Here is a 24,978-nt window from a genome sequence, read left to right as displayed (position 1 = left end):
CGGTCCATCACTGTAACCGCAAAATTCGATTGGCATCGCAGGCCTGCGTAACCACATAGGCCGCCGACGCGAACTACACGCGACCATAAGATCAGGGGTTTTGAATGAGCGAGTTTGATTACGACCTGTTTGTCATCGGCGCCGGGTCGGGCGGGGTTCGCGCCTCGCGCATCGCCGCTTCGCACGGCGCGCGTGTCGCGCTGGCGGAGGAGTATCGCGTCGGCGGCACCTGCGTCATCCGCGGCTGCGTCCCCAAGAAGCTCCTCGTTTACGGCGCGCATTTCGCCGAGGATCTGAAGGACGCGCGCAAATTCGGCTGGGACGTCCCCGACTGCAAGTTCGACTGGAACCGCCTCCGCGACAATGTCCTCGCCGAGGTCGACCGGCTCGAGGGCCTCTATGGCCAGACTCTCGACAATCACAAGGTCACGCTGTTCAAGACCCGCGCGACCGTTATCGGCCCGCAGAAGGTGCACCTCGCCGACGGGCAGGAAATCAGCGCCGAGCGCATTTTGATCGCGACCGGCGGCTGGCCGCACGTCCCCGAATTTCCGGGCAGCGAGCATGCGATCACGTCGAACGAGGTCTTCCACCTCGAAACGCTGCCGAAGCGTGTCGTGATCGCGGGCGGCGGCTATATCGCCAATGAATTCGCCGGCATCTTCAACGAATTCGGCAGCAAGGTGACGATCGTCAACCGCGGCGACACGATCCTGCGCGGCTATGACGAGCAGATCCGCGACCGGCTGCTCCAGATTTCGATGACCAAGGGCATCGAGTTCAAGTTCAACGCGCCGTTCCAGTCGATCGAGAAGAATGACGATGGGTCGCTGACGGTCCATCTCGAGAATAGCGATCCGATCCATGCCGATGCGGTGCTTGTCGCCGCAGGCCGCGTGCCGAACAGCAAGGGGCTCGGCCTCGAAGAGATCGGCGTCGAGCTCGACAAGGACGGCGCGATCAAGGTCGACGAGACGAACCAGTCGTCGGTGCCGAGCATCTATGCGGTCGGCGACGTCACCAACCGCATCCAGCTCACGCCTGTCGCGATCCGCGAAGGGCAGGCGTTTGCGGACTCGGTGTTCGGCGGCAAGCCGACAGTCGTCGACTATGCCAATGTCCCGAGCGCGGTGTTCAGCCATCCGCCGATCGGCGCGGTCGGGATGACCGAGGCCGAGGCGCGTAACAAGCTCGGCTCGATCCGCGTCTATACCAGCGACTTCCGCGCGATGAAGAATGTGCTCGCGGGCCGCAACGAGCGCGCGCTGTACAAGATGATCGTCAACGCCGCGACCGACCAGGTCGTCGGCCTGCACATGATCGGCCCCGATGCGCCGGAGATCCTGCAAGCGGCGGCGATCGCGGTAAAGGCGGGGCTGACCAAGGCCGACTTCGATAACACCGTTGCGCTGCACCCCAGCATGGCCGAGGAACTCGTGCTGCTGAAGTAGCTATAATCATCGTCACCCCGGCGAAGGCCGGGGTCTCGCCCTCGCGCTCAAACTCGGCGGTGAGATCCCGGCCTTCGCCGGGATGACGAATGAGGGATTGGTTCCAAAACACAACGCATCTGTTATCCTCCGCTAAAGTTAGCGAGGGGAGGGTCGCATGACGGGCACGGCATTGATCACCGGGGGCAGCGGCTATATCGCGGGCTTCCTGATCCGGCAGCTGATCGACAATGGCTGGACCATCCACACGACCGTCCGCAGCCTGAAACGCGAGGCAGAGGTCCGCGGCTGGCTGAACGTCGACAACGACAGGCTCGGCTTCTTCGCCGCCGATCTCGAAAATGACGCCGGCTGGGCCGAGGCGATGGCGGGATGCAGCCATGTTGCGCATGTCGCGTCGCCCTTTCCGCTCGACGTGCCGAAGCATGCCGACGAACTGGTCGTCCCGGCGCGCGAAGGCGCATTGCGTGCCTTACGTTTCGCCAAAGCGGCAGGGGTCAAGCGGTTCGTCCTGACCTCGTCGATGGCGGCGATCGCTTATGGGCATGGCAAGGGCCGCGACATCTATAACGAAGCCGACTGGACCAATCTCGATAACCCCGAGGTCATGCCCTATCCGCGCTCGAAGACCGTCGCCGAGCGTGCGGCGCGCGACTGGGTGCGAGCCGAGGGCGGCGGCATGGAGTTCGCCTCGGTCAATCCCGCCGCGGTGTTCGGGCCGTTGCTGTCGGACGACCTCTCGACCTCGATCGAGCTGGTGAAACAGTTGCTCGAGGGCAAGGTGCCGATGTGCCCCGATATCGGTTTCGGGATCATCGACGTCCGCGACGTCGCCGACCTTCACTATCGCGCACTGACGACGCCCGGCGTTCACGATGAACGCTATGTCTGCTCCGGGCCGTTCCTGAAGATGATCGATGTCGCGAACCTGCTGCGCGCGAACCTTGGCGAGCAAGCGCGGAAAGTGCCGAAGCGGAAGATGCCCGACTGGCTGCTCAAGCTGCTCGCGCTGGTGCGTCCCGAGCTCAAGCAGCTCGTCGCCGAACTCGGCAATGTCCGCGGCGGCGATAGCAGCCATGCGATGCAGTCATTGGGCTGGACGATGCGCACGCCTGAGGAGGCGATATTGGCGACGGCGCATAGTCTGATCGAGCGCGGGATCGTGAAAGTCTGATTTCCCCTCCCGCATGCGGGAGGGGCCGCGAGGCTTACGAGCTTGCTCGTTAGTCGCAGCGGGGTGGGGGTGGGCATGGCCGTGTCGTTGTTGCCCACCCCCACCCCTCCCGCAAGCGGGAGCGGAGAAGGTCACCCAATCCGGTACGGCACCACGTCGCGCCGATCCGGATCGACCAAAATCGGACGGTCGCTCGGCGGGAAGGCACGCTGGTCGCAATCGTCGCGCGGGCAGATACGGCACGACAAGCCGATGCGCGTCGCCGCCTGCGGCGCGGCGACATCGACCCCGTCGGCATAGACGAAATCGCCCGCATATTGCGCCTCGCACCCCAGCGCGACGGCGTAGCGGCGGGGCGAGCGCGCATAGCTGCCCGACGGCTTCACCAGACCCTTCGCCATCGACACATAGCGCAGCCCGTCAGGCGTCTCGGCGAGTTGGAACAGGATGCGGTCGGGGATCGCGGCGGCTTCGTGGACGATCCACAGCGGACACGCGCCCCCGAAGCGCGCGAACTGCAGCCGTGTCGCCGAATGCCGCTTGGTGATATTGCCCGCCATGTCGACGCGGCAGAAGAACATCGGGATGCCGCGTGCGCCGGGGCGCTGGAGCGTTGAAAGACGGTGGCACGCCTGTTCGAAGCTCACCCCATATTGCATCCGCAGCCGGTCGATATCGTGCCGCACTGCGCGCGCGCTGGCGCGGAAGGGCGCATAGGGCATCAGCACCGCGCCGGCGGCATAATTGGCAAGGCCGACATGGAGCAACTGTCGCGCCGCCGCCGTACGCAGCGGCGACGCCTCGACGACCGCTGCAATCTCGTCCGCGAGCGCGAGCGCGGCGAGCTGGTGCGCGAGCTGGAAGCGCCTGCTTTCGGCAGGCAGCGACGGATCGATCACCAGATGTCGCATCGTCGCATCGAAATCTCGCAGCGCTTGCGTCTTGCTGTAGACGATCGAAATGCCGAGCGCATCGCGCAGCCGTCGCTCGATCGCCTCGATAGCGGGGGAGGGGTCTCGCCCGCGCAGCTGTCCCGCCAGCGCCTCTGCCGCGCGGTCGATGCTGTCGACATAATTGCCCGCGTCGTGGAACCAGTCACGCACCTCTTCCCACGGCAGGCGGCTGCCCTCGGCGGTGCCGCCCGTCAGCGCTTCGTCGATGATCTGGAGCCGCTGCCCCGCGCGGCGATAGGCGGCGTGGAGCGCGACGAACTGGTCGGCGAGCTGCGGCTGCTGCAGCGCGGCACGTTCGAGCTGTTCGGGGGTGAGGGGCAAGGCAGCGAAAAGCGGGTCTGCCGCCGCTTCGCGAAGCGCTCCCGCGCGACGGTCGCCGGCATCCGCCGCGACTTCTTCCCATTCCAGCGGAAACAGCTTTTGCAACCTGTCGAGCAGAGCGGGCGTGAGTGGGCGGTCATCATGCTCGATCTGGCTAAGGTAGGAAATGGAAATGCCAAGCCCGCCCGCGAAATCGGCCTGCTTGGCTCCTCGAGCAATTCGGAGTTCCCGGAGCTTTGCTCCAGCAAAAATGCGCTGCCGTGCCATCCAAATGGGCTCCATTGCGATGGTGTCGAGCCGTCGCGGGGGTTTAGGGAGGGGTATTGCGACGCCTCGACAACCTTAAAACGAATGAGCCGACAATATACGGCTGTTTGCAAAGTATCAATTTACAACTTTGCAAATTCACATTTGCGTGGGGGACGCAATCAGCGCAGACGACGCTCTTCCAAATCCAGTGGAGAGTCGCTTTGTCCGCCAATATCGCCGAAATGGAACGCCGTCGCGCCGCCGCCGCTCTGGGTGGCGGGCAAAAGCGCATCGATGCACAGCACAGCAAGGGCAAGCTGACCGCGCGCGAGCGACTCGACGTGCTGCTCGACGAAGGTTCGTTCGAGGAGCTCGACACTTATGTGGAGCATAATTGCACCGATTTTGGCATGCAGGACCAGATCGTCCCGGGTGACGGCGTCGTTACCGGTTCGGGCACGATCAACGGCCGCCTCGTCTATGTCTTCAGCCAGGACTTCACTGTCTTCGGCGGCTCGCTGTCGGAGCGCCATGCCGAAAAGATCATGAAGGTGATGGACAATGCGATGAAGGTCGGCGCGCCGGTCATCGGCCTCAACGACAGCGGCGGCGCGCGGATCCAGGAGGGCGTGGCATCGCTCGGCGGTTATGCCGAGGTGTTCCAGCGCAACGTGCTCGCATCGGGTGTCGTGCCGCAGATCAGCCTCATCATGGGCCCGTGCGCGGGCGGTGCGGTCTATTCGCCCGCGATGACCGACTTCATCTTCATGGTGAAGGACAGCAGCTACATGTTCGTCACCGGCCCCGATGTCGTGAAGACCGTGACCAACGAGGTCGTGACGCAGGAAGAACTCGGCGGCGCGATCACGCACACGACGAAAAGCTCGGTCGCCGATCTGGCATTTGAAAATGACATCGAGGCGCTGCTCGCGGCGCGCGATTTCTTCGATTACCTGCCCGAAAACAACCGCAGCGGCGTTCCGGTGCGCCCGACGAGTGACCCCTTCGACCGCGCCGAGCCGAGCCTCGATACGCTGATCCCGCCCAATGCGAACCAACCGTATGACATGCACGAGCTGATCCGGAAGACCGTCGACGAGGGCGATTTCTTCGAGGTGCAGACCACGCACGCGGCGAACATCATCTGCGGCTTCGGGCGTATCGAAGGGCGCACGATCGGCATCGTCGCGAATCAGCCGCTGGTGCTCGCGGGCGTGCTCGACATCAACTCGTCCAAGAAAGCCGCGCGCTTCGTGCGCTTCTGCGACGCCTTCGAAATCCCAATCATCACCTTCGTCGACGTCCCAGGCTTCCTGCCCGGCACCGCGCAGGAATATAACGGCATCATCAAGCATGGCGCGAAGCTGCTCTTTGCTTATGCCGAGGCCACGGTGCCCAAGATCACGGTGATCACGCGCAAAAAAGCCTATGGCGGCGCCTATGACGTGATGGCGTCGAAGCATCTGCGCGGCGACCTCAACTATGCCTGGCCGACCGCCGAGATCGCGGTGATGGGCGCGAAGGGCGCGGTCGAAATCATCTTCCGCAGCGACATCGGCGATCCCGAAAAGATTGCACAGCGCACGAAGGAATATGAGGACCGCTTCGCGAACCCGTTCGTCGCGGCGTCGCGCGGCTATATCGACGAGGTCATCCACCCGCACAACACGCGCAAGCGGATCGCACTGGGGCTGCGCAAGCTCAGGAATAAGCAACTCGAAAATCCGTGGAAGAAGCACGATAATATTCCGCTCTGATTGCGAGCACGGATATTATTCGTGTGTGTGATGCCCGGCACATAAGAAACACCGGACTGGAGGCAAGGACGGGAGGCGGTTAGAACATGGCCGCCATGTCCTTGATTCCGAAAGAGGTTTGAAGATGCGTAAATTCCTTCTTGGTGCTCTGATTGTTCCCGCCCTGCTGGCGTCGCCGGCGGCGTTCGCGTTCGACCCCGATACCCCTGTCGCCGAGCCGAAACCCGCTTTTCCAGTGACGCTGGACAGCGAAGAGAACACCACGATCGGCCTTGCATTCCGGACGGCTTTCGGGCTTCCGAAGGGCGCCGAAGCAACGGCAACTCGTGAGATCGACGGACGCACCTACACATTCCGTCCCGCCACGATCCACCTGCTGTCGAACAACGTCGGCGTACTGCTGAGCCTCGGCAGCCTCGAAGAAGCGGGGCACAGCGAAGGCGGGATCAACGCGATCCATTATCTACAGGGCGGTCCGTCGGGCTGGCAGCGCAAGGGGGAGTGGCTGAACCTCGGTTCGGTCGGCTCGGTCGGCAATGCGGCGACCGCGTGGGGGTTCAGCAACGCGCTGGGCAAGAACGCCTATCTCGTCACGTCGGGCGGCGGGGTATGGCAGGGCTGCGCGATCAGCAGCGCGACGCTGACCGAGCTGGCGCCCAATGGACCGGTCGATCGCGCGAGCTTCACCGATAGCATGAGCTCGGGTGCCGGTCTGAACCAGAAGGAGCAGGGCTTCGACGGCCAGATCACCGCGGCCGTTCCCGACAAAAGCTTTACCGTGACCTACACCGGCACGCGCGCGATCAAGCAGCAATACCTATTGAAGAACGGCAAGTATGAGCTAGTCGGCAAGGACCAGATTCCGGGCTGCTGAGGAGAATGTCATGAAACTGGGTCGCCTCAATCATATCGGCGTCGCGACGCCATCGATCGCCGACAGCATCGTCTTTTATCGCGATGTGATGGGGGCGACACAGATCCATGAGCCGTTCGACCTGCCCGAACAGGGGGTCAAGGTGTGCTTTGTGGATACGCCGACCCAAAGCGGCCTCAACGGCACACAAATCGAGCTGATCGAACCATTGCCGGGCAATGCATCGATCGCGACTTTCCTGCAAAAGAACCCCGCAGGGGGGCAGCATCATCTGTGCTACGAAGTGCCCGACATCCACGCCGCCAAGGCCGAGTTCGAGGCGAAGGGGAAGCGCGTGCTCGGCGAACCGCGGATCGGGGCGCATGGGACGTTGATCTTCTTCCTCCATCCCAAGGATATGGGCGGGGTGCTGACCGAGATTATGGAGACGCCGAAAGCGGCGCATTGATTTTTCTCCTCTCCCCTTGCGGGAGAGGAAAGTGAAGGTCGGGGACCTGTCCCTTACCGGAACTTGGAGAAGGGTTGATTGCGTGCCCGAGGCTCGCGACCCCTCTCCCAGCTTCGACTAGCCAGCAAGCTGGCAAGTCTTCGCATCCCTCTCCCGCAAGGGGAGAGGGAGATTGGGAATTGAGACTATGACCGACAAGCCAACGCTGGACCAATGGGCGGCCGCCGCCGACAAGGAAGTGAAGGGCAAGGACCTGACCTGGGCAACGCCCGAGGGAATCGACGTCAAGCCGCTCTATACCGCCGAAGACGTCCAGACCGACCCCGGCCTGCCCGGCTTCGCCCCTTTCACGCGCGGCGTGCGCGCATCGATGTATGCGGGGCGGCCGTGGACGATCCGGCAGTACGCGGGCTTCTCGACCGCCGAGGAATCTAACGCTTTCTATCGCCGCAACCTTGCCGCGGGACAAAAGGGGCTGAGCGTCGCCTTCGATCTCGCGACGCACCGCGGCTATGACAGCGACCATCCGCGCGTCGTCGGCGACGTCGGCAAGGCGGGGGTCGCGATCGACAGCGTCGAGGATATGAAGATCCTCTTCGACGGCATCCCGCTAGACCAGATGTCGGTTTCGATGACGATGAACGGCGCGGTAATCCCGATCCTCGCCTTCTTCATCGTTGCGGGCGAAGAGCAGGGGGTCGATCGCAAATTGCTCGACGGCACGATCCAGAACGACATCCTGAAGGAGTTCATGGTCCGCAACACCTATATCTACCCGCCCGAACCCTCGATGCGGATCATCTCGGACATCTTCGGCTATACCAGCCGCGAGATGCCGAAGTTCAACAGCATCTCGATCTCCGGCTATCATATGCAGGAAGCCGGCGCGACGCAGGTGCAGGAGCTGGCCTTCACCATCGCCGACGGCGCCGAATATGTACGCTACGGCGTCGCGAGCGGCCTCGACATTGACAAGTTCGCCGGGCGCCTGTCCTTCTTCTTCGCGATCGGCATGAACTTCTTCATGGAAATCGCGAAACTGCGCGCCGCGCGCGTGCTGTGGCACCGCGTAATGACTAACCTTGGCGCCAAGGACGAGCGCTCGAAGATGCTCCGAACCCACTGTCAGACGTCGGGCGTCTCGCTCACCGAGCAGGACCCCTACAACAACGTCATGCGCACGACGATCGAAGCGATGGCAGCGATGCTCGGCGGGACGCAGAGCCTGCACACCAACGCGCTCGACGAGGCGATCGCGCTGCCGACCGATTTCTCCGCGCGCATCGCGCGCAACACACAGATCGTCATCCAGGAAGAGACCGGGATGACCAAGGTCGTCGATCCGCTCGGCGGCTCTTACTATGTCGAGGCGCTGACGCAGGAGCTGGTCGACAAGGCGTGGGCGATCATCGAGCGCGTCGAGAAGGAAGGCGGGATGGCGAAAGCCGTCGCCGCGGGCTGGCCGAAGGCGATGATCGAGACCGCCGCTGCGGCGCGGCAGGCGCGCGTCGACCGCGGCGACGATGTCATCGTCGGGGTGAACAAATATCGCCTCAAGGACGAGGATCTGCTCGAAACGCTCGAGGTCGATAACGCCAAGGTGCGCGAAGGGCAGATCGCGCGGATCAACAGGATCAAGGCGAGCCGCGACGAAGCGGCGTGTGCCGCCGCGCTCAAGGCGCTCCGCGACGGCGCGGCGCAGCCTTCGAGCATCGAGAACAACCTGCTCGCGCTCGCCGTCGAGGCCGCGCGTGCGCGCGCGACGCTCGGCGAAATCTCTTCGGCGATGGAGGAAAGCTTCGATCGTTACGGCACCCAGCCGACCCCGGTGAAGGGCGTCTATGCCGCGCCGTACGAAGGCGACAACCGCTGGCAGCAGGTGCTCGACGGGGTGAAGGCGGTCGAACGCCGCATGGGGCGCAAACCCAAATTGCTCGTCGCCAAGATGGGGCAGGACGGCCACGACCGCGGCGCCAACGTCATCGCATCGGCGTTCGGCGACATGGGCTTCGACGTGGTTTCGGGGCCGCTGTTCCAGACCCCTGACGAGACGGTCGTGCTCGCGCTCGACAGCGGCGTCGATGTCGTCGGCGCGTCGAGTCTCGCGGCGGGGCACAAGACACTTATCCCCGAACTTATCCACAGGCTGAAAGAGGCGGGGCGCGGCGACATCAAGGTCATTGCGGGCGGCGTCATCCCGCCGCAGGACTATCAATATCTCCGCGACGCGGGGGTGCAGGGCATCTATGGGCCCGGCAGCAATGTGGTCGAATGCGCCGCAGACGTGCTGCGCCTGCTCGGCCATAATATGCCGCCGCTGGAGGACGCCGCGTGATCGGTTCGCTCGGTCTGATGCTCGCTGCCTTTTCGGTCGCTTCGGCGCGTGCCGAACCCGCGAGCCGTCCGAGCGAGTTCCGCAAAAATGTCGCGGTCGAGTGGATCTACCGGCAACAGATCGACGACGTCTATTTCACCGACTGGTACGGCCGTGTCGAAAAGAGCGACGGCCCTTGGCGCGACATCTATTTCGAGACGAGCGACAAATATGTGAACAAGGGGCTGGTCCGTCTCAACTGCGACGATCCCGAAGCCGATATCGACTTCACGCTCTACGGCGTCGGCGAATATGGTGATGCCGAAACCGCGCGGCAGATAACGATCAGCTATGGCGACCGCAGACCATGGGCCGACGGCAATTATCAGCAAATGTTCGGCGAAACGCCGACAATCAAATTTTACGGCGCCGCGCTCGAGCGCTTTTGCAAATAACATCAAAGAAGGTCGACAATCCATGAACCTCTCCCAAACTGCCCCGCAAGAAGATCTGCCGCGCACCGACTGGACGCGCGAAGAGATCGCCGAGCTGTTCGACCTGCCGTTCGACGAACTGATGTGGGAGGCGCAGGGCGTCCACCGTCGCCATCATGCGCGCGGTGAAGTCCAGCTTTGCACCCTGCTCAGCATCAAGACCGGCGGCTGCGTCGAGGATTGCGGCTATTGCTCGCAGTCGAAGAGCGCCGACAGCGGATTGAAGGCGACCAAGCTGATGGATGTGCGCGCTGTGCTGCAATCCGCGGCACAGGCGAAGGATTCGGGCTCGAAGCGTTTCTGCATGGGCGCCGCCTGGCGCAACCCCAAGGATCGCGACATGCCCGCGATCGTCGAGATGATCGAGGGGGTGCGCCAGATGGGCATGGAAACCTGCATGACGCTCGGCATGCTGACCAGGGAACAGGCGCAGACGCTCGCGGTCGCGGGGCTCGATTATTACAACCATAATATCGACACGAGCCCCGAGAATTACGAGAATATCATCTCGACCCGTACCTTCCAGGACCGGCTCGACACGCTGGAAGAGGTACGCAACGCCGGGATCAACGTCTGCTCGGGCGGCATCGTCGGGCTGGGCGAGAACCGGCAGGATCGCGTCGGCTTCATCCACGCGCTCGCGACGCTCGAACGTCACCCCGAAAGCGTTCCGGTCAACGCACTCGTCCCGGTGAAGGGCACCGTGCTCGGCGACATGCTCGCGGACACCCCGCTCGCGAAGATCGACGATATCGAATTTGTCCGCACGATCGCGGTCGCGCGTATCACCATGCCGAAATCGATGGTTCGCCTGTCGGCTGGCCGCGAAAGCATGTCCGAGGCAACGCAGGCGCTCTGCTTCATCGCGGGTGCGAACAGCATCTTCACAGGCGACAAGCTGCTCACCACCGGCAACCGCGGCGACAATGCCGACGCGGCGCTGTTCGCGAAGCTGGGTATCGTCCCGATGGTGAGCGAAGAGCCGATGCGCGCGCAGATGGAAGCCGCGGAATGATCCTTTCCGCCCTCCTGGCGTTGGCCGCCGCCGCGCAGGATCCCGAGATCGACTGCGACAACGCGATGGCGCAATTCGAGCTCAACGCCTGCGCCTACAAGGAATTTGAGCGCGCCGACGCCGCGATGAACGCGCAGTGGAAGGTGACGGCGGCGCGTATGAAGGCCATCGACGCCGACTTCGACCGTACCCAGGACAACCGCCCCGGCTATTTCGACACACTGCTGGCCGCGCAGCGGGCATGGCTGACCTATCGCGACAAGCAATGCGCGAGCGAGGGCTACACGATGCGCGGCGGCTCAGCCGAACCGATGGTGATCAGCGGATGCCAGACGCAACTCACCGATGCACGCACCAAACAACTCAAAGATTTGATCGAGGAATATTGAGGGCCATGTTCAAGAAAATCCTGATCGCCAATCGCGGCGAAATCGCCTGCCGCGTCATCAAGACCGCCCGCCGCATGGGCATCGCGACCGTCGCCGTCTATTCGGACGCCGACGCGCGCGCGCCCTTCGTGCAGATGGCTGACGAGGCGGTGCATATCGGCGCTTCGCCCGCATCCGAATCCTATCTGATCGCCGACAAGATCATCGCCGCGTGCAAGTCGACGGGCGCTGAGGCGGTGCATCCGGGCTATGGCTTCCTCTCCGAACGCACCAGCTTCGCCGAGGCACTGGCGAAGGAAAATATCGCCTTCATCGGCCCGCCGGTGAACGCGATCGCCGCGATGGGCGACAAGATCGAGTCGAAGAAGCTCGCCAAGGAAGCGGGCGTCAACGTCGTCCCCGGCTTCGTCGGCGAGATCCGCGATACCGAGCATGCGGTCGAGATTTCGAACGAGATCGGCTATCCGGTGATGATGAAGGCGTCCGCCGGCGGCGGCGGCAAGGGCATGCGCCTCGCCTATGACGAAAAGGACGTCCGCGAAGGCTTCGAGGCGACCAAGCGCGAAGGGCTCAACAGCTTCGGCGACGACCGCGTCTTCATCGAGAAGTTCATCCTCAACCCGCGCCACATCGAGATCCAGATCCTTGGCGACCAGCACGGCAACGTCCTCTATCTCAACGAGCGCGAATGCAGCATCCAGCGCCGCCATCAGAAGGTCGTCGAAGAGGCGCCGTCGCCCTTCGTCACCGAAAAGATGCGCAAGGCGATGGGCGAACAGTGCGTCGCGCTGTCGAAGGCCGTCGGCTATTATAGCGCGGGTACGGTCGAACTGATCGTCTCGGGCGCCGACCCGACGGGCGAGAGCTTCTACTTCCTCGAAATGAACACGCGGCTTCAGGTCGAGCATCCCGTGACCGAGGCGATCACCGGTATCGACCTCGTCGAACAGATGATCCGCGTCGCCGCGGGCGAAAAGCTCGAGATGACGCAGGACGACATCAAGATCGACGGCTGGGCGATCGAAAACCGTGTCTACGCCGAGGACCCGTACCGTGGATTCCTGCCTTCGACCGGACGCCTCGTGCGCTACCGCACCCCCGTTCCGGCATGGGAAGGTGATGAGCGCGGTGTCGACGGCGTACGCGTCGATGCTGGCGTCGAGGAGGGCGGCGAAGTGTCGATCTTCTACGATCCGATGATCGCCAAGCTGGTGACGTGGGGCGAAACGCGCGACGAGGCCGCTGATCTGCAAATCGCGGCGCTCGACCGTTTCGAGATCGAGGGACTCGGCCACAATATCGATTTCGTCTCGGCGATCATGCAGCACCCGCGCTTCCGCTCGGGCGAACTGACGACGGGTTTCATCGCCGAGGAATATCCCGAAGGCTTCCACGGCGCACCGACCGACGCGGCGGTCACGCGCGCGCTTGCGGCAATCGCGGGCTTCATGGCGAGCGCCGAGGCCGACCGTGCGCGGCGCACCGACGGCCAGCTCGGCGACCGGCTCGAACCGCCCGCGAAATGGCAGGTTTCGATCGACGGCACCTCATACAAGGTCAAGATCGGAGAGAAGCATATCAAGGTCGAGGGCGACCGGATCGACATCGCGCTCGAGTATACGCCGGGCGACCGTCTCGTGATCGCCGAGATCGACGAGACCGAGCTCGCGGTAAAGGTCGCGAAGACGCGCACCGGCTGGAAGATGACGACGCGCGGGCATATCCATGACGTCCAAGTGCTGCCATGGCACATCGCGCCACTGACCGCGCACATGATCGAAAAGATCCCGCCCGACCTGTCGAAATTCCTCATCTGCCCGATGCCCGGCCTGCTCGTCACGCTGCACGTTGGCGAGGGTGACAAGGTCGAGGCGGGCCAGCCGCTCGCGACGGTCGAGGCGATGAAGATGGAGAACATCCTTCGCGCCGAAAAATCGGGAACGGTGAAGAGCGTCAACGCCGCGCAAGGCGACAGCCTTGCCGTCGATGCGGTGATCCTCGAGATGGAATGACGCGATGCACGTCAACCACGACCAGGATGCCCATGCGGCGGAGGCGATCGGCTTCGACGATTTTCTCCGCGTCGACATCCGCATCGGCACAATCGTCGAGGCCGAGCCTTTTCCCGAGGCGCGCAAGCCCGCGTTCAAGCTGAAGATCGACTTCGGCCCGGCGATCGGCGTGAAGAAGAGCAGCGCGCAAATCGTCGACCGCTATGCGCTGGAAGAGCTTGCGGGGCGGCAGGTCGCCGCTGTCGTCAACTTCCCGCCGCGCCAGATCGGCAAGTTCATGTCCGAGGTACTGACACTGGGCTTTGCCGACGAGGCGGGCGCGGTGATACTCTTCGCGCCTGATCATCCGGTTCCGAACGGATCGCGCCTCTTCTGATTTTCGTCCGCTGTTGCTCTCGCTCCTTTCGCCGCTAGGCTGGCGCAAAGAAGAGAGGGAGAGGGGCGATGACCTTGCTGAAAGCCGCCTTCGCGGCGGCTGCCTGCGCGATGCTGCTGCCCGTATCGGCTGCGGCCGAGACGGAGCTTGGGCACAACTACTATGACGTCCAACTGACCCGCGATCTTGTTTATGGCCGCGCGCCAATCAACGCCACGGGGAATCGGCCACAGGAGCGCGACCTGCTGCTCGACGTCTATCGCCCCGTAGCCGACGGCAAGCCACTCGCGAACCGTCCCGCGGTCATCATGGCGTTCGGCGGCGCCTTCCATCGCGGCAGTAAGGGCGAGGAGCGCTTTACCGAAGATGGCGCGCAGGACAATTCGATGGCCGACTATTGCCGCCGCTTCGCGCGCGATGGCTATGTCTGCTTCTCGATCGACTATCGGCTGGCGCAGGAGGACCCCGGTCTCGTGAAACCGGTCGAGGAAAAGAAGCTGGTTCCGAAGTCGGTTAACCTGTCACCCGCCGCCACCGCGCGCGTCGAAATCGTGCGCCAGCGCATGGGGCTGCCGCCACTCGACGATAGGACGCGCGACCAATATTGGCGCAGCATACTTGGCGCGGCCGAGGATATGGCGATGGCGACGGAGTTCGTCCGCAGCCACTCGGGCAAGTTCGGCGTCGATGCCGAGCGAATCGCGCTGGGCGGCTTTTCGGCGGGCGCGATCACCGCGCTTAACGCGGCTTATGGCATCGGCACGCCGGTCAAGGCGGTCTTCGCCCTGTCCGGCGCGGTTGGCGGTTATAACCCGTCGCAAACCGTCGAGCCCGGCATGCCGCCGGCGCTTTTCTTCGTCGGCCAGAACGACCTGGAAGGCATCCAGGCGGGAACGCGGTTCATCGTCAAGGCACTGACCGATAAGGGCATCGCCGCCGAGACCGCGTGGGTGCCGGGCTTCGGCCATTTCTATCCGATGGGCGCGGTCAGCCTGGGCAGCGACGTCAGCCGCACGCCGGTGGAGACGCGCATCCTCGTGTTTCTGGAGGCTAAGCTGGGCAACAAGCCACGCGAATAGCCAACCGGCTAACGACCGGCTAGGCTGGGCGCGGGAAGCAGGGGAGAGGGATCATGACTTTACCGGTAACCGCGTTTGTGGCCGCCATTTGCGCGCTGCTGCTGCTCGCAACTGCGATCGATACGGTGCGCCAGCGGCTGCGCTTGAAGGCTGCGTTCGGCGATCACGGCGACGCGAAGCTCATCAGCGCCAGCCGCAGCCACGGCAATCTGGCCGAATATGCGCCGATCACCATCATCCTGCTTGGCTTGCTGGAGACGGCGCGCGCCAATCATATCGCGCTTATGGTCATCGGCGCGATTTTCCTCGTCGGCCGCGTTGCGCATGTGATCGGGCTCTATACGCCGTCCGAGCCGGGGAAGGCGCCGCTGGGGCGCCAGGTCGGCGTCGCTGCGACCTTTGGCACATTGCTCATACTTGGCCTCTGGACGTTGTGGATACTGGCGACGACGAACCTTTAGTCGATCAGCGCCACCGCGCGGATCCATCCCGCGCTCGCGCGCTCGATCTTCACTGGAAAGCAGCTGAAGGTGAAACCCGTCGCCGGGATCGCGGCCAAATTGGTGAGCTTCTCGATCTGATAATAGGGGCGGATGCGGCCTGCCTTATGGCCTTCCCAGATGATCGACGGGTCGCGCGTTTCGGCCCAGCGCTTCGCGGTGTGGCTGAACGGCGCGTCCCAGCTCCACGCGTCGGTGCCGACGACCTGTACGCCGCGCTCCGTCAGGTACAGCGTCGCCTCGGCGCCCATGCCGCAACCCTGATCGGTGAAATTGTCGGTGCCATAGATCGCGCCCGACTGCACGAGCACGATGTCGAGCGGCTGGAGCTCATGCCCGATGCGTGCCAGCTCGGCTTCGACCTCGCCGCCACTCACGACATGGCCGTGCGGGCGATCCGAAAAGTCGAGCTTCACCCCGGGACGGAAGAAAAGGTCGAGCGGCGCTTCGTCGATTGACGGGGCAGACGAGGCGCCGCTGTCGGTGGTCGAATGATAATGCCAGGGCGCATCCATATGCGTGCCGTTGTGCGTGCTCAGCGACAGCATCTCGACCGCCCAGCCTTCGCCGTCGGGCAGATCCTCCTTTGTCAGCCCGGGAAAGAACATCGCGATCTGCTCCCACGTATTTTCGTGGGTCATATAGGTGATGTTCGGGCGCATCACCGGCGGGTCGGACACGACGTCGTTGGTGATCGGGATCGAAAGGTCGATGAACTGCATGGCGGTGTCCTGCCACCGGAATGACGCTACGCCAAGAAGGCTTGCGCGGCGGCGCTTGCCGGGTAGAGAAGGGCGAAAGCCCCATGCAATGGGGTGGGGGAGAGCTTGATGACCGAAAGTGCCGCCGCCGGACCGGGCGCCGTTTATGAACCCACCGCGAAAGACATCCGCATGGTCATCGCCGCCTCGTCGGCGGGCACCGTGTTCGAATGGTACGACTTCTTCATCTACGGCACGCTCGCGGCGATCATCGGCAAGGCTTTCTTTCCCAGCGACAATGCGACGCTCGAAACCCTTCTTGTCTGGGCGGGCTTTGCGGTCGGCTTCGGTTTCCGGCCGTTGGGCGCGGTGCTCTTCGGCTTCCTCGGCGACCGCTTGGGGCGCAAATATACCTTCCTCGTCACCGTCACGCTGATGGGCATTGCCACGGCAGGCGTCGGCATGATCCCTTCGGCCGCCACTATCGGTATCGCCGCACCGATCATCGTCATCCTGCTGCGCGTGCTCCAAGGGCTGGCGCTCGGCGGCGAATATGGCGGGGCGGCGGTCTATGTTGCCGAACATTCGCCGCCCGGAAAGCGCGGTTTCTACACCAGCTTCATCCAGGCAAGCGTCGTAGGCGGTTTCGTATTGAGCCTGATCGTCGTGCTCGGCTGCAAGGCATTGATGTCAGACGCGATCTGGGAAAGCTGGGGCTGGCGCGTGCCCTTCCTGCTCTCGATCATCCTGCTCGCCATTTCGCTGTGGATGCGCCTCAAGCTGTCCGAAAGCCCCGTGTTCCAGGCGATGAAGCAACAGGGTGAACTCGCGAAGAATCCACTGAAGGAAAGCTTCACTTATCCCGGCAACCCGCGCCGCATCTTCATCGCGCTGTTCGGCATCGCAGCGGGTCTCACGGTCATCTGGTACACCGCGATGTTCTCGGGCCTGTCGTTCCTCAAGGGGCCAATGAAAGTCGAAGACACCCCCGCCGAAATCATCGTCGGATGTGCCGCCGCGGTCGGCATGGGCTTCTTCATCTGGGCGGGGCGTCTCTCGGATCGAATCGGGCGCAAGAAGCCGATCGTCTGGGGTTATGGCGTTACGCTGGTGCTGCTTTTCCCGCTCTTTTGGCTGATGGGCAGCGTCGCCAACCCCGCGCTGTCCGCCGCCGCCGGGCGCGCACCGGTGACCGTCACCGGATCGCAGTGCAGCTTCGACCCGTTCGCGCAGAAACAGGGAACCGCATGCGGCCGCACGCTGGGCGAACTGACGAAACTCGGTGTCCCCTATACCGTCGCGCAAACCGATAGCGGTTTCGACAGCGTCAAGATCCGTATCGGCAATCGCGAGGTTGCCAGCGAAGATCCCGCGCTGCTGCAGCCCGCGCTCGAAGCGATGGGTTATGATTTCGCCAAGCAGATCCCGAGCGTCGGAAGCATTGCCGTGATCTTCCTCGCCTTGCTCGGCCTCAGCGCGCTGTCGGGCTTCACCTACGGCCCCGTCGCGGCGCTGCTCTCCGAAATGTTCCCGCCGCACGTCCGCTATTCGTCGCTGTCGATCCCCTATCACCTCGGCACCGGCTATTTCGGCGGCTTTCTGCCACTGATCGCAAGCTTCATCATAGCGAAGACCGGCAATGCCTATTCGGGCCTCTGGTACACCTGGGGCGTGGTGCTCGTCGCTTTCCTCGTGACGGCGTTCATGCTCAAGGACCCGGTCGAAGGGCAGTGGGACAAGCCGGCGGCCGGCTGATCACCCCATTGGCGGAGCCAACGAAGCTGTATAGGGGCAGGGCATGATCCAAGTCCCGTCGCCGCTCCGCCTCCGTCTCGACAGCAATGCCCTCATCGCCAATTGGCGCTGGCTGGCCGCCCGGAGCGGCAGCGCGGCGTGCGGCGCCGCGATCAAGGCCGACGGCTACAGTCTTGGTGCGCGCAGCGTCATGCGGCGCCTCACCGCCGTCGGATGCCGCGACTTTTTCGTCGCGACCTGGGGCGAAGCGGCGGCGTTGATGCCCTTGCCCGAAGGCGTATCGCTGTCGGTCCTGCACGGCGTCGGCGCGAGCGACATGATTGCCGCGCGCACCCTCCCGGTACGCCCCGTGCTGAACAGCCTCGAACAGGTCGCGCGCTGGCGCGAAGCGGGCGAGGGGCGCCCGTGCGATGTGATGATCGATACCGGGATGAACCGCCTCGGCCTGCGCGTCGAAGAAGCCTTGGGCGGCACGCTCAATGGCCTTCGCATTGAAGCATTGCTGAGCCATCTTGCCTCGGCCGATGAGGATAGCGATCAGAATGCCGCGCAACTCGCGGCCTTTCGGGCTGTTCGCGAAGCGGTTCCCGCCCGGCGCTACAGCCTCGCGAACAGCGCCGGCATTTGCCTGGGCCGGGATTTTGCCTTCGACCTGACGCGCCCCGGCATTGCCCTCTATGGCGGCACGCCGCGCGACGAGGCGGCGGGGCATATCCGCCAGGTCGTCTATCCCGAAACGCGCGTGTTGCAGGTGCGGGAGGTCGTCGCGGGCGAGAGCGTCGGTTATGGTGCAACCTGGACGGCCCCGCGAAATTCCCGGATCGCCGTCGCGAACCTCGGCTACGCCGACGGGTTTCTGCGCTGCCATGCCGCGGCGGATGCGGGCGCAAGCTGGCAGGGGCGTGCGCTGCCGCTGATCGGACGCGTCTCGATGGACCTGATTGCGTTCGATGCCAGTGACGCCGGTGCGATCGACGAGGGCGACTGGCTAGCGCTCGACTATGATTTGCCGCGGACCGCTGTGCGTAGCGGATTGTCGCAATATGAATTGCTGACCGGGCTGGGCGCGCGGTTCGAGCGCATCTGGATTTAGCCCCGGGCTCTCCCGCTCAGCGCCGGCTGGTGCCAAATTTCCAGAAACTTCCTGAATCTGGCTGACCGATGCACCGTGCCGTGCGCCGGTCGTCGCCCTGATCCGGCAAAGAAAAAGGGGGACGAGAGCAAGCTCTCGTCCCCCGAATTCCGCAAATGTTCCGCGAATCAGAAGCGGGCGCGGAAGCCAGCGTACATGTTGCGTCCGCGGATGCTGTAGATCGCGCTGCCGACACCCGTGGCCGTCGAACCGAGCGGCGGCTTGGTGTTGAGCACGTTGTCCATGCCGATGTAGAAGTTCAGACCACTATCTTCTTCGCCAATCCGGAAATCGGCCCGGATGTCATGATAGAAGACCGCCGGATACTTGTAGATTTCGAAGGCGTCGGCGTTGAGCGGCGGACACACAGGCGGAGTGCCCGAGCAAGCCGAATCCAGCGGATAGAAATTTTCGTAGGTCGAGGTCAGCTGCGGACCGATGTAACGCATTTCATATCCGAAGGTGAACCGGTCGAAGGTCAGGTCCATGTTCCAGCGGAATTCATCCTGCGGATCGCCCAATTCGCTGAGGATGCGGTTTTCGAGATTCGGGAAGGTGGGGTTCTCAAAATTGCTGTTCTTCAGCTGGTGGGTGTAGATGAAGCGGGTGCTCAGCTTGACGTCGTCCGTGATGTTGGTGCGATAGGCAGCTTCGATATCGATGCCTTCGCGGACACGCTTTGCAAAGTTGTTCGGACCCGAAACCGTCGAATAGTTCAGGATTTGACCCGGCAGTTCGCCTCCCAATCCGTTGCCGCTTCCGAGGTTACGCTGGAACAGCGAGCAGACCGGGCTGCTGAGACCGGGCGAGTCGTAACACGAGTTCAGAATGGTCTGTGCAGACAGCGAAACGATCACGTCCTTCACTTTGATATTGAAGTAATCGATCGTGAGCGACAGGCCCGGAACCCAGCGCGGCTGGATGACCGCGCCGATCGTGTAGGTGTCGGCCTTTTCCGCGCTCAGGTTCGGGTTGCTTCCCGAAATGATGCCCAGCGAATACCCACCCGGAGCCAGGTTCGCCAACTGCGCAGGCGTCAGCTGTCCGGTGCAGTTTGCGGTACGAATCGCGTTTGCGCCGATTGCATTGACGTTACAGGGATCGATGAAATTGTTGGCGAAGTTTTCAACCGACGGGAAGCTGGTTTCCGTAACGTTCGGCGCGCGCACCGCGCGACCGAAGTTGGCACGGAACCGGATATCCTGGATCGGAGCATATTCAACACCAGCATTATAGGCCCAGGCCGTACCGATGGTGTTGTAGTCCGAAACCCGACCTGCGCCGCTAACGGTCAACTCGTGAGCGAAGGGCATGTCCTTGAGCAAGGGAATCCGGATTTCGCCGAAAGCTTCCTTCACTTTCACCGGATCCGCATCGACATCGCCAAGGAACACGGCATTGGAAATGCCGTTGTCAGCGGCGTCATCGCTGTCGTTGAATGCCTTCTCGCGACGATATTCACCACCGAGAACAAAGCTGACCGGACCGCCGGGCAGTTCGAACAACTGGCTGAGATCGCCCGAGACGAAGCCCTGAAGATTCAGCTGTTCGATCGACGACCGGTTACGGATCGCCAGGCTGAAATAATCGACCGCCGCGCGATTATCGCCCGCACCAAACAGGTTGTAGGGAACGCAGGCCGCGACATCGCCCGCCAGCGTGGCAGCCGAATTGGCGTAGCCAGGCGCGCCGACACGTGCTGCGGGGTCAAATTTCGACCGGCACTGAATGCCGGCGCCCGGGTTCGCCGGATCGATGGCGGCATCAAGCGACAGCAGGAAGCGCTGACGATTGACGAAACCGGCCATATCGGCCCGTTCCTTCATTTTGCCGTAATTGACCGAAAGCTCGTAATTCCAGTCGTCGTTGAAGGTGCCGCGGGCACCACCAACGACCCGGAAGGTGTCGCGACGGAAGAATTCGTCACGATCCGCAGCGTCGGTCAGGTTGCGCGAGAAAAGGAAGCGATACGAGCCGTTGCTGATATTGGTGGTTTCAGCCGCGGTGAGCGGACGGCAGGTGACGGTCGCTAGCGACGTACCCAAGGCGTATCCACAACCAGATGCCAGAATGGCGTTAGCAATCGTCGAACGATCCGCAGGATTCAGGAACGGATTGTCAAGCCGCGGGGCGATGCGGGAATCGTTGCCCAGCGATGCCGTCGTGTTGTTCAGGAACGTCGGGCCAAGCTGGTTGCCGACCGTGTCGATGCGCGTGAACTTGGCTTCACCGAACAGTTCGAGCGCGTCGCTGACCGTGAAATGCGCAAGCAGGTTGCCGTTGTAGCGCTTCATATAGGGGAGGATGGCAAGCTGGGTGCCTTCGCGCGACGTCTGGCCGTTACCTCCCACGAACGTGCCGCCCGGACCGGAACCGAAACGCGTTCCTGTCTGGGGAGTGAGGCGTCCACCTTCGGTGAAAATATAGTTGCAGTGGAAAGCAGTACCGTTGGTATTCGCCGGGCCGTTGTTGGAAAGCGTGCCTTGCCCGCAAGGACGCGATCCGGTCTGCGACTGCGGAATTGCCACCATGCCGAAGCGGTGGATCGAGGCGCTACGAATATCGCGGACGAATACCGCGTCAGGAAAGCCATCACTTGCGTTCGGCGTGCCCGCGCTATCAACGTCCACCGTTGCGAAGGCATTGTTCTGACGAAGGAACGGAATGTCCGACGCATAAATACGCTCTTGGCGAGCGTATTCGACGTGAGCCGTAATGTTACCGCGGTCATCGGCGAAATTCTTGCCGACCATGGCCGAGGCATATTGGTTCGCGCCGTAACCGGCGGCCGAAATCCCCGCGCTGCCGCGAAGCTGGACACCGTCGAAATCGCGACGAAGGATGAAGTTGACCACGCCCGCGATAGCGTCCGAACCGTAAACGGCAGAATTGCCGCCGGTCACGATTTCCACGCGCTCGATCAGGTCGTTCGGAATGGTGTTGACGTCAGGCGACGCCGCATTGTTCAGGATGTCGGCCGGAACGTGACGGCGGCCATTGACCAACACGAGGGTGCGAACCGTGCCCAGACCGCGAAGGTCGAGCAAGTTAAGCCCGGCGATACCGACGCCGGCGCCCGGGTTCTGCTGCGCGAAGGTGCTGCGCAGCTGGGGCAGTTCGTTCAGCGTGTCGCCGATGTTCGTCTGGCCCTGCTGGAAGAACTCTTCTCCACCCAGAGATGTGACGGGCAGATTCGACTCGACGTTCGGACGACGGATACGCGATCCCGTCACGACGATGGTCCCTGCTTCGGCGGTTTCTGCCGCATCGTCGGCGGGAGCGACTTCGCTCTGCGCAAACGCCGGCATGGCGCTGAACAAAGCAAGCGTCAGTGCGGAACCCCGCACCAAAAGGCTGGTTTTCTTCATGATGATGTTCCCCGGTTGGCCGCTCAATCGATATGATTGAACGACTTACTTCCATAAGAAGACGGAAATCGTTGAGCGCACAAGACTTAGGTGAATTTTTTTTGACAGCTTTGTAGTATCGGCAAGACATTGTGCCATTTTTGCAACAGCCGGGCGCATCGCCGAGAATAACAAGCTTGTCGCGACATGAAATGATTTGCCGGCGAAAAGGGTTAAGGCGATCCGAATATATCAATGAGTCGGTTTCATAAGAAACTAAATTGTTTTTGCCATTCCGCGAAGCGGGTGGCGGGATCGAGCCGGTTCGGCCAATTGGGTCGGTCAGCAAGTGGATGCCAGTCTATCTCGCGTCGCATAGTTGCCGAATCGGCCCGGTTCGTGAGGCCCCGGGAGCCATGTTGCGATGCGTCATATTTTGATGCTAATGCAGGATTCTGGAAGACCGGATGGCGCGGTCGCCATTGCACCGGAATATAAGGAGCGCAGGTCAAGATGGCGAAGTCCAGGGCGGGGGCGACGGAAGATGACGTCGTCACGATCAAGAAATACGCCAACCGGCGGCTCTATGATACCGAGCGCAGCTGCTACATCACGCTGGAGGATCTGGGCGCCATGGTCCGCGACGGCCGCGATTTCCGCGTCGTCGATGCCAAGAGCGGCGACGACATCACGCACAATGTCCTGACGCAAATTATCATGGACGAGGAAACGCGCGGCGAAACGCTTCTGCCGGTCAACTTCCTGCGCCACCTGATTGGCATGTACGGCGACAAGATGCAGTCGATGGTGCCGCAATATCTCGAAGCGTCGATGACCGCCTTCCGCAAGAACCAGCAGGACGTCCGCTCGGCGCTCGAAGGCGCCTTGGGCTCGAACCCGCTCGCCGAGCTGACGCGCCGGAACATGGAAATGTTCCAGCAGGCGGCGGGGGCGTTCATCCCTGGCGCCGGCGGCACCAAGGCCAAGGATGCCGAGATCGCCGCGCTCAAGGCCGAAGTCGCCGAACTCAAGGCGGCACTCGCCAAGAAGAATTAATCGGGCCGCCACGGCGCCCCAGCTACGGAAAATACGAAATATCATGGCCAAACATGCGCTCAGCGTAACCCGGCAGGCCGACTTCGCGGCCTGGTATCAGGATGTCATTGCCGAAGGCGATCTTGCCGAGGAATCGGGCGTTCGCGGCTGCATGGTCATCAAGCCGTGGGGTTATGGCATCTGGGAACGCATCCAGACGGTGATGGACGCCGCGATCAAGGATGCCGGGGTCCAGAACTGCTATTTTCCGCTCTTCATTCCCTTGAGCTTCTTTGAAAAGGAAGCCGACCATGTTGATGGTTTCGCAAAGGAAATGGCGGTCGTCACGCACCACCGCCTGATCGCCGACGGCAAGGGCAAGCTGATCCCCGATCCCGAGGCAAAGCTCGAGGAGCCGCTGATCGTCCGCCCGACTTCGGAGACCATCATCGGCGCCGCGATGAGCCGCTGGGTGCAGAGCTGGCGCGACCTGCCGCTGAAGGTCAATCAGTGGGCCAATGTCGTCCGCTGGGAAATGCGCACGCGCATGTTCCTGCGCACCACCGAGTTCCTGTGGCAGGAAGGCCATACCGCGCATGCCGACCGCGACGACGCGATGAAGGAAACGCTCCGCGCGCTCGAAATGTATCGCAGCTTTGCCGAAGATGTTCTCGCCATGCCCGTGATGGCGGGCGAAAAGCCCGAGCATGAGCGTTTTCCGGGCGCGGTCGCGACCTATTCGATCGAGGCGATGATGCAGGACGGCAAGGCCCTGCAGGCCGGCACGTCGCACTATCTCGGCACCGGCTTCGCCGAGGCGGCGGGCATCCGTTATCAGGACAAGGATGGTGGCCACAGCCTGTGCCACACGACGAGCTGGGGTACGACGACACGGATGATCGGCGGCGTCATCATGACGCATGGCGACGACGACGGCCTGCGCTGTCCGCCGCGCATCGCGCCGCACCAGATCGTCATCGTGCCGATGCTCCGCGACAATGACGAGGATCAGGCGATCCTCGACTATTGCGCCGCGTTGCAGGCTGACCTCAAGGCGCTCGACGTATTTCGCGAACCCCTGCGCGTCCATCTCGACGCTGGCGCTAACAAGGCGCAGACCAAGCGCTGGGGCTGGGTCAAGAAGGGCGCGCCGATCATCGTCGAAATCGGGCCGCGCGACGTCGCCGGCGGCAATGTCGCGGTGATCCGCCGCGACCGGCTGTACAAGGACGACGGCAAGCTCAATTCGGCGTTCGTCGCCAAGGGCGACTTCGTGGCCGAGGCTGTGGCGACGCTGGAGAATATCCAGTCGGGCCTCCATGCCGAGGCGAAAGAGCGGCTGCATGCGAACATTCGCCGCGACGTCATCGACCTGAAGGCGCATTTCGCCGGTGACGACAAATTCGTCGGCTGGGTCGAGGTGCAATGGTCGCGCCCGACCGGTGCGGCGCTCGACAAGATCGTCGAGCAGCTGAAATCGCTCAAGCTGACGATGCGCAACACCCCGCTCGACGCCGCGCCCGCCGACGGCGCCTGCTTCTTCACCGGCCAGCCTGCGGTCGAGCGCGTGCTGATCGGGCGGACCTACTGAGCCAGGCCGCC

20 protein-coding genes are annotated in these 24,978 nt (G+C 63.0%); 17 read left to right on the top strand and 3 right to left on the bottom strand.

The genetic code is table 11. The features are described 5' to 3' along the window. Positions 1 to 104 precede the first annotated feature (104 nt). Both gor and ASD73_RS18280 read left to right on the top strand, forming a co-directional pair. Positions 105 to 1,451, top strand: coding sequence for a glutathione-disulfide reductase (gor, locus tag ASD73_RS18285; RefSeq protein WP_056374659.1), 1,347 nt, complete (start codon positions 105 to 107; stop codon positions 1,449 to 1,451). 157 nt (positions 1,452 to 1,608) lie between these two features. Continuing rightward, entirely contained in the window at positions 1,609 to 2,625 is a 1,017-nt protein-coding gene (locus tag ASD73_RS18280; protein ID WP_056374657.1) for an NAD-dependent epimerase/dehydratase family protein, read from the top strand. A 131-nt stretch (positions 2,626 to 2,756) separates the two neighbouring features. Here the strand turns inward: ASD73_RS18280 and ASD73_RS18275 are convergent, their stop codons facing one another. Continuing rightward, positions 2,757 to 4,166, bottom strand: coding sequence for a helix-turn-helix domain-containing protein (locus ASD73_RS18275; RefSeq protein WP_056375253.1), 1,410 nt, complete (start codon positions 4,164 to 4,166; stop codon positions 2,757 to 2,759). A 203-nt stretch (positions 4,167 to 4,369) separates the two neighbouring features. On the opposite strand from ASD73_RS18275, the gene ASD73_RS18270 reads away from it, so the two are divergent. The 11 genes from ASD73_RS18270 to ASD73_RS18220 all read left to right on the top strand — a co-directional run bounded on the left by ASD73_RS18270 (position 4,370) and on the right by ASD73_RS18220 (position 15,367). Next, a complete protein-coding gene (locus ASD73_RS18270; protein WP_056376122.1) occupies positions 4,370 to 5,905 on the top strand; it encodes an acyl-CoA carboxylase subunit beta in 1,536 nt (511 codons plus the stop codon). Between the two features lie 124 nt (positions 5,906 to 6,029). Beyond that, positions 6,030 to 6,779 carry a hypothetical protein gene (locus ASD73_RS18265; RefSeq protein ID WP_156377454.1) on the top strand — a complete coding sequence of 250 codons (750 nt, stop codon included), beginning with the start codon at positions 6,030 to 6,032 and terminating at the stop codon, positions 6,777 to 6,779. Positions 6,780 to 6,789: 10 nt separating this feature from the next. Further along, a complete protein-coding gene (gene mce / locus ASD73_RS18260; RefSeq protein ID WP_056374652.1) occupies positions 6,790 to 7,227 on the top strand; it encodes a methylmalonyl-CoA epimerase in 438 nt (145 codons plus the stop codon). A 187-nt stretch (positions 7,228 to 7,414) separates the two neighbouring features. Beyond that, the gene (scpA, locus tag ASD73_RS18255) at positions 7,415 to 9,562 is read left to right on the top strand and encodes a methylmalonyl-CoA mutase (protein ID WP_056374650.1); all 2,148 of its coding nucleotides are present in this window, start codon (positions 7,415 to 7,417) and stop codon (positions 9,560 to 9,562) included. Beyond that, a complete protein-coding gene (locus tag ASD73_RS18250; protein WP_056374648.1) occupies positions 9,559 to 9,996 on the top strand; it encodes a hypothetical protein in 438 nt (145 codons plus the stop codon). The genes scpA and ASD73_RS18250 overlap by 4 nt, the downstream gene beginning before the upstream one ends. A 22-nt stretch (positions 9,997 to 10,018) precedes the next feature. Next, complete coding sequence (gene bioB, locus ASD73_RS18245; protein WP_056374646.1) at positions 10,019 to 11,050, top strand: biotin synthase BioB; 1,032 nt, start codon at positions 10,019 to 10,021, stop codon at positions 11,048 to 11,050. A gap of 20 nt (positions 11,051 to 11,070) precedes the next feature. Then, positions 11,071 to 11,439, top strand: a complete 369-nt coding sequence (locus ASD73_RS18240) for a lysozyme inhibitor LprI family protein (protein ID WP_235534593.1) — start codon at positions 11,071 to 11,073, stop codon at positions 11,437 to 11,439. Between the two features lie 5 nt (positions 11,440 to 11,444). Further along, on the top strand, positions 11,445 to 13,451 hold the full coding sequence (locus tag ASD73_RS18235; RefSeq protein ID WP_056374641.1) for an acetyl-CoA carboxylase biotin carboxylase subunit: 2,007 nt from the start codon (positions 11,445 to 11,447) through the stop codon (positions 13,449 to 13,451). Positions 13,452 to 13,455: 4 nt separating this feature from the next. Beyond that, positions 13,456 to 13,827 carry a tRNA-binding protein gene (locus ASD73_RS18230; protein WP_056374639.1) on the top strand — a complete coding sequence of 124 codons (372 nt, stop codon included), beginning with the start codon at positions 13,456 to 13,458 and terminating at the stop codon, positions 13,825 to 13,827. Positions 13,828 to 13,895: 68 nt separating this feature from the next. Then, on the top strand, positions 13,896 to 14,906 hold the full coding sequence (locus ASD73_RS18225) for an alpha/beta hydrolase (RefSeq protein WP_056374637.1): 1,011 nt from the start codon (positions 13,896 to 13,898) through the stop codon (positions 14,904 to 14,906). A gap of 53 nt (positions 14,907 to 14,959) precedes the next feature. Next, complete coding sequence (locus ASD73_RS18220) at positions 14,960 to 15,367, top strand: MAPEG family protein (RefSeq protein WP_082521679.1); 408 nt, start codon at positions 14,960 to 14,962, stop codon at positions 15,365 to 15,367. Here ASD73_RS18220 and ASD73_RS18215 read toward each other — a convergent pair. Then, on the bottom strand, positions 15,364 to 16,128 hold the full coding sequence (locus ASD73_RS18215) for a cyclase family protein (RefSeq protein WP_056374634.1): 765 nt from the start codon (positions 16,126 to 16,128) through the stop codon (positions 15,364 to 15,366). The two genes, ASD73_RS18220 and ASD73_RS18215, sit on opposite strands and share 4 nt — an antisense overlap. A gap of 108 nt (positions 16,129 to 16,236) precedes the next feature. Here ASD73_RS18215 and ASD73_RS18210 point away from each other — a divergent pair, with 108 nt between their 5' ends. Then, entirely contained in the window at positions 16,237 to 17,862 is a 1,626-nt protein-coding gene (locus tag ASD73_RS18210) for an MFS transporter (protein ID WP_056374632.1), read from the top strand. A 43-nt stretch (positions 17,863 to 17,905) separates the two neighbouring features. After that, a complete protein-coding gene (alr, locus tag ASD73_RS18205) occupies positions 17,906 to 18,955 on the top strand; it encodes an alanine racemase (RefSeq protein WP_056374630.1) in 1,050 nt (349 codons plus the stop codon). Between the two features lie 167 nt (positions 18,956 to 19,122). Here alr and ASD73_RS18200 read toward each other — a convergent pair whose 3' ends face one another. Next, positions 19,123 to 22,362 carry a TonB-dependent receptor domain-containing protein gene (locus tag ASD73_RS18200; protein WP_082521678.1) on the bottom strand — a complete coding sequence of 1,080 codons (3,240 nt, stop codon included), beginning with the start codon at positions 22,360 to 22,362 and terminating at the stop codon, positions 19,123 to 19,125. A 492-nt stretch (positions 22,363 to 22,854) separates the two neighbouring features. On the opposite strand from ASD73_RS18200, the gene phaR reads away from it, so the two are divergent. Both phaR and ASD73_RS18190 read left to right on the top strand, forming a co-directional pair. Further along, a complete protein-coding gene (gene phaR, locus ASD73_RS18195; protein WP_056374627.1) occupies positions 22,855 to 23,397 on the top strand; it encodes a polyhydroxyalkanoate synthesis repressor PhaR in 543 nt (180 codons plus the stop codon). Between the two features lie 43 nt (positions 23,398 to 23,440). Then, a complete protein-coding gene (locus ASD73_RS18190) occupies positions 23,441 to 24,967 on the top strand; it encodes an aminoacyl--tRNA ligase-related protein (RefSeq protein WP_056374624.1) in 1,527 nt (508 codons plus the stop codon). Positions 24,968 to 24,978 lie beyond the last annotated feature (11 nt).

The sequence above is a fragment of the Sphingopyxis sp. Root154 genome (assembly GCF_001427105.1).
Classification (GTDB): domain Bacteria; phylum Pseudomonadota; class Alphaproteobacteria; order Sphingomonadales; family Sphingomonadaceae; genus Sphingopyxis.
The sequence above is the reverse complement of the archived record's forward strand: the minus strand, read 5'-3'. Positions and strand labels throughout refer to the sequence as shown.

Coding starts and splice junctions, on each gene's coding strand:
- gor (WP_056374659.1), top strand. CDS start 105: ATGAGCGAGTTTGATTACGACCTGTTTGTCATCGGCGCCGGGTCGGGC.
- ASD73_RS18280 (WP_056374657.1), top strand. CDS start 1,609: ATGACGGGCACGGCATTGATCACCGGGGGCAGCGGCTATATCGCGGGC.
- ASD73_RS18275 (WP_056375253.1), bottom strand. CDS start 4,166: ATGGCACGGCAGCGCATTTTTGCTGGAGCAAAGCTCCGGGAACTCCGA.
- ASD73_RS18265 (WP_156377454.1), top strand. CDS start 6,030: ATGCGTAAATTCCTTCTTGGTGCTCTGATTGTTCCCGCCCTGCTGGCG.
- mce (WP_056374652.1), top strand. CDS start 6,790: ATGAAACTGGGTCGCCTCAATCATATCGGCGTCGCGACGCCATCGATC.
- scpA (WP_056374650.1), top strand. CDS start 7,415: ATGACCGACAAGCCAACGCTGGACCAATGGGCGGCCGCCGCCGACAAG.
- bioB (WP_056374646.1), top strand. CDS start 10,019: ATGAACCTCTCCCAAACTGCCCCGCAAGAAGATCTGCCGCGCACCGAC.
- ASD73_RS18235 (WP_056374641.1), top strand. CDS start 11,445: ATGTTCAAGAAAATCCTGATCGCCAATCGCGGCGAAATCGCCTGCCGC.
- ASD73_RS18230 (WP_056374639.1), top strand. CDS start 13,456: ATGCACGTCAACCACGACCAGGATGCCCATGCGGCGGAGGCGATCGGC.
- ASD73_RS18225 (WP_056374637.1), top strand. CDS start 13,896: ATGACCTTGCTGAAAGCCGCCTTCGCGGCGGCTGCCTGCGCGATGCTG.
- ASD73_RS18220 (WP_082521679.1), top strand. CDS start 14,960: ATGACTTTACCGGTAACCGCGTTTGTGGCCGCCATTTGCGCGCTGCTG.
- ASD73_RS18215 (WP_056374634.1), bottom strand. CDS start 16,128: ATGCAGTTCATCGACCTTTCGATCCCGATCACCAACGACGTCGTGTCC.
- ASD73_RS18210 (WP_056374632.1), top strand. CDS start 16,237: ATGACCGAAAGTGCCGCCGCCGGACCGGGCGCCGTTTATGAACCCACC.
- alr (WP_056374630.1), top strand. CDS start 17,906: ATGATCCAAGTCCCGTCGCCGCTCCGCCTCCGTCTCGACAGCAATGCC.
- ASD73_RS18200 (WP_082521678.1), bottom strand. CDS start 22,362: ATGAAGAAAACCAGCCTTTTGGTGCGGGGTTCCGCACTGACGCTTGCT.
- phaR (WP_056374627.1), top strand. CDS start 22,855: ATGGCGAAGTCCAGGGCGGGGGCGACGGAAGATGACGTCGTCACGATC.
- ASD73_RS18190 (WP_056374624.1), top strand. CDS start 23,441: ATGGCCAAACATGCGCTCAGCGTAACCCGGCAGGCCGACTTCGCGGCC.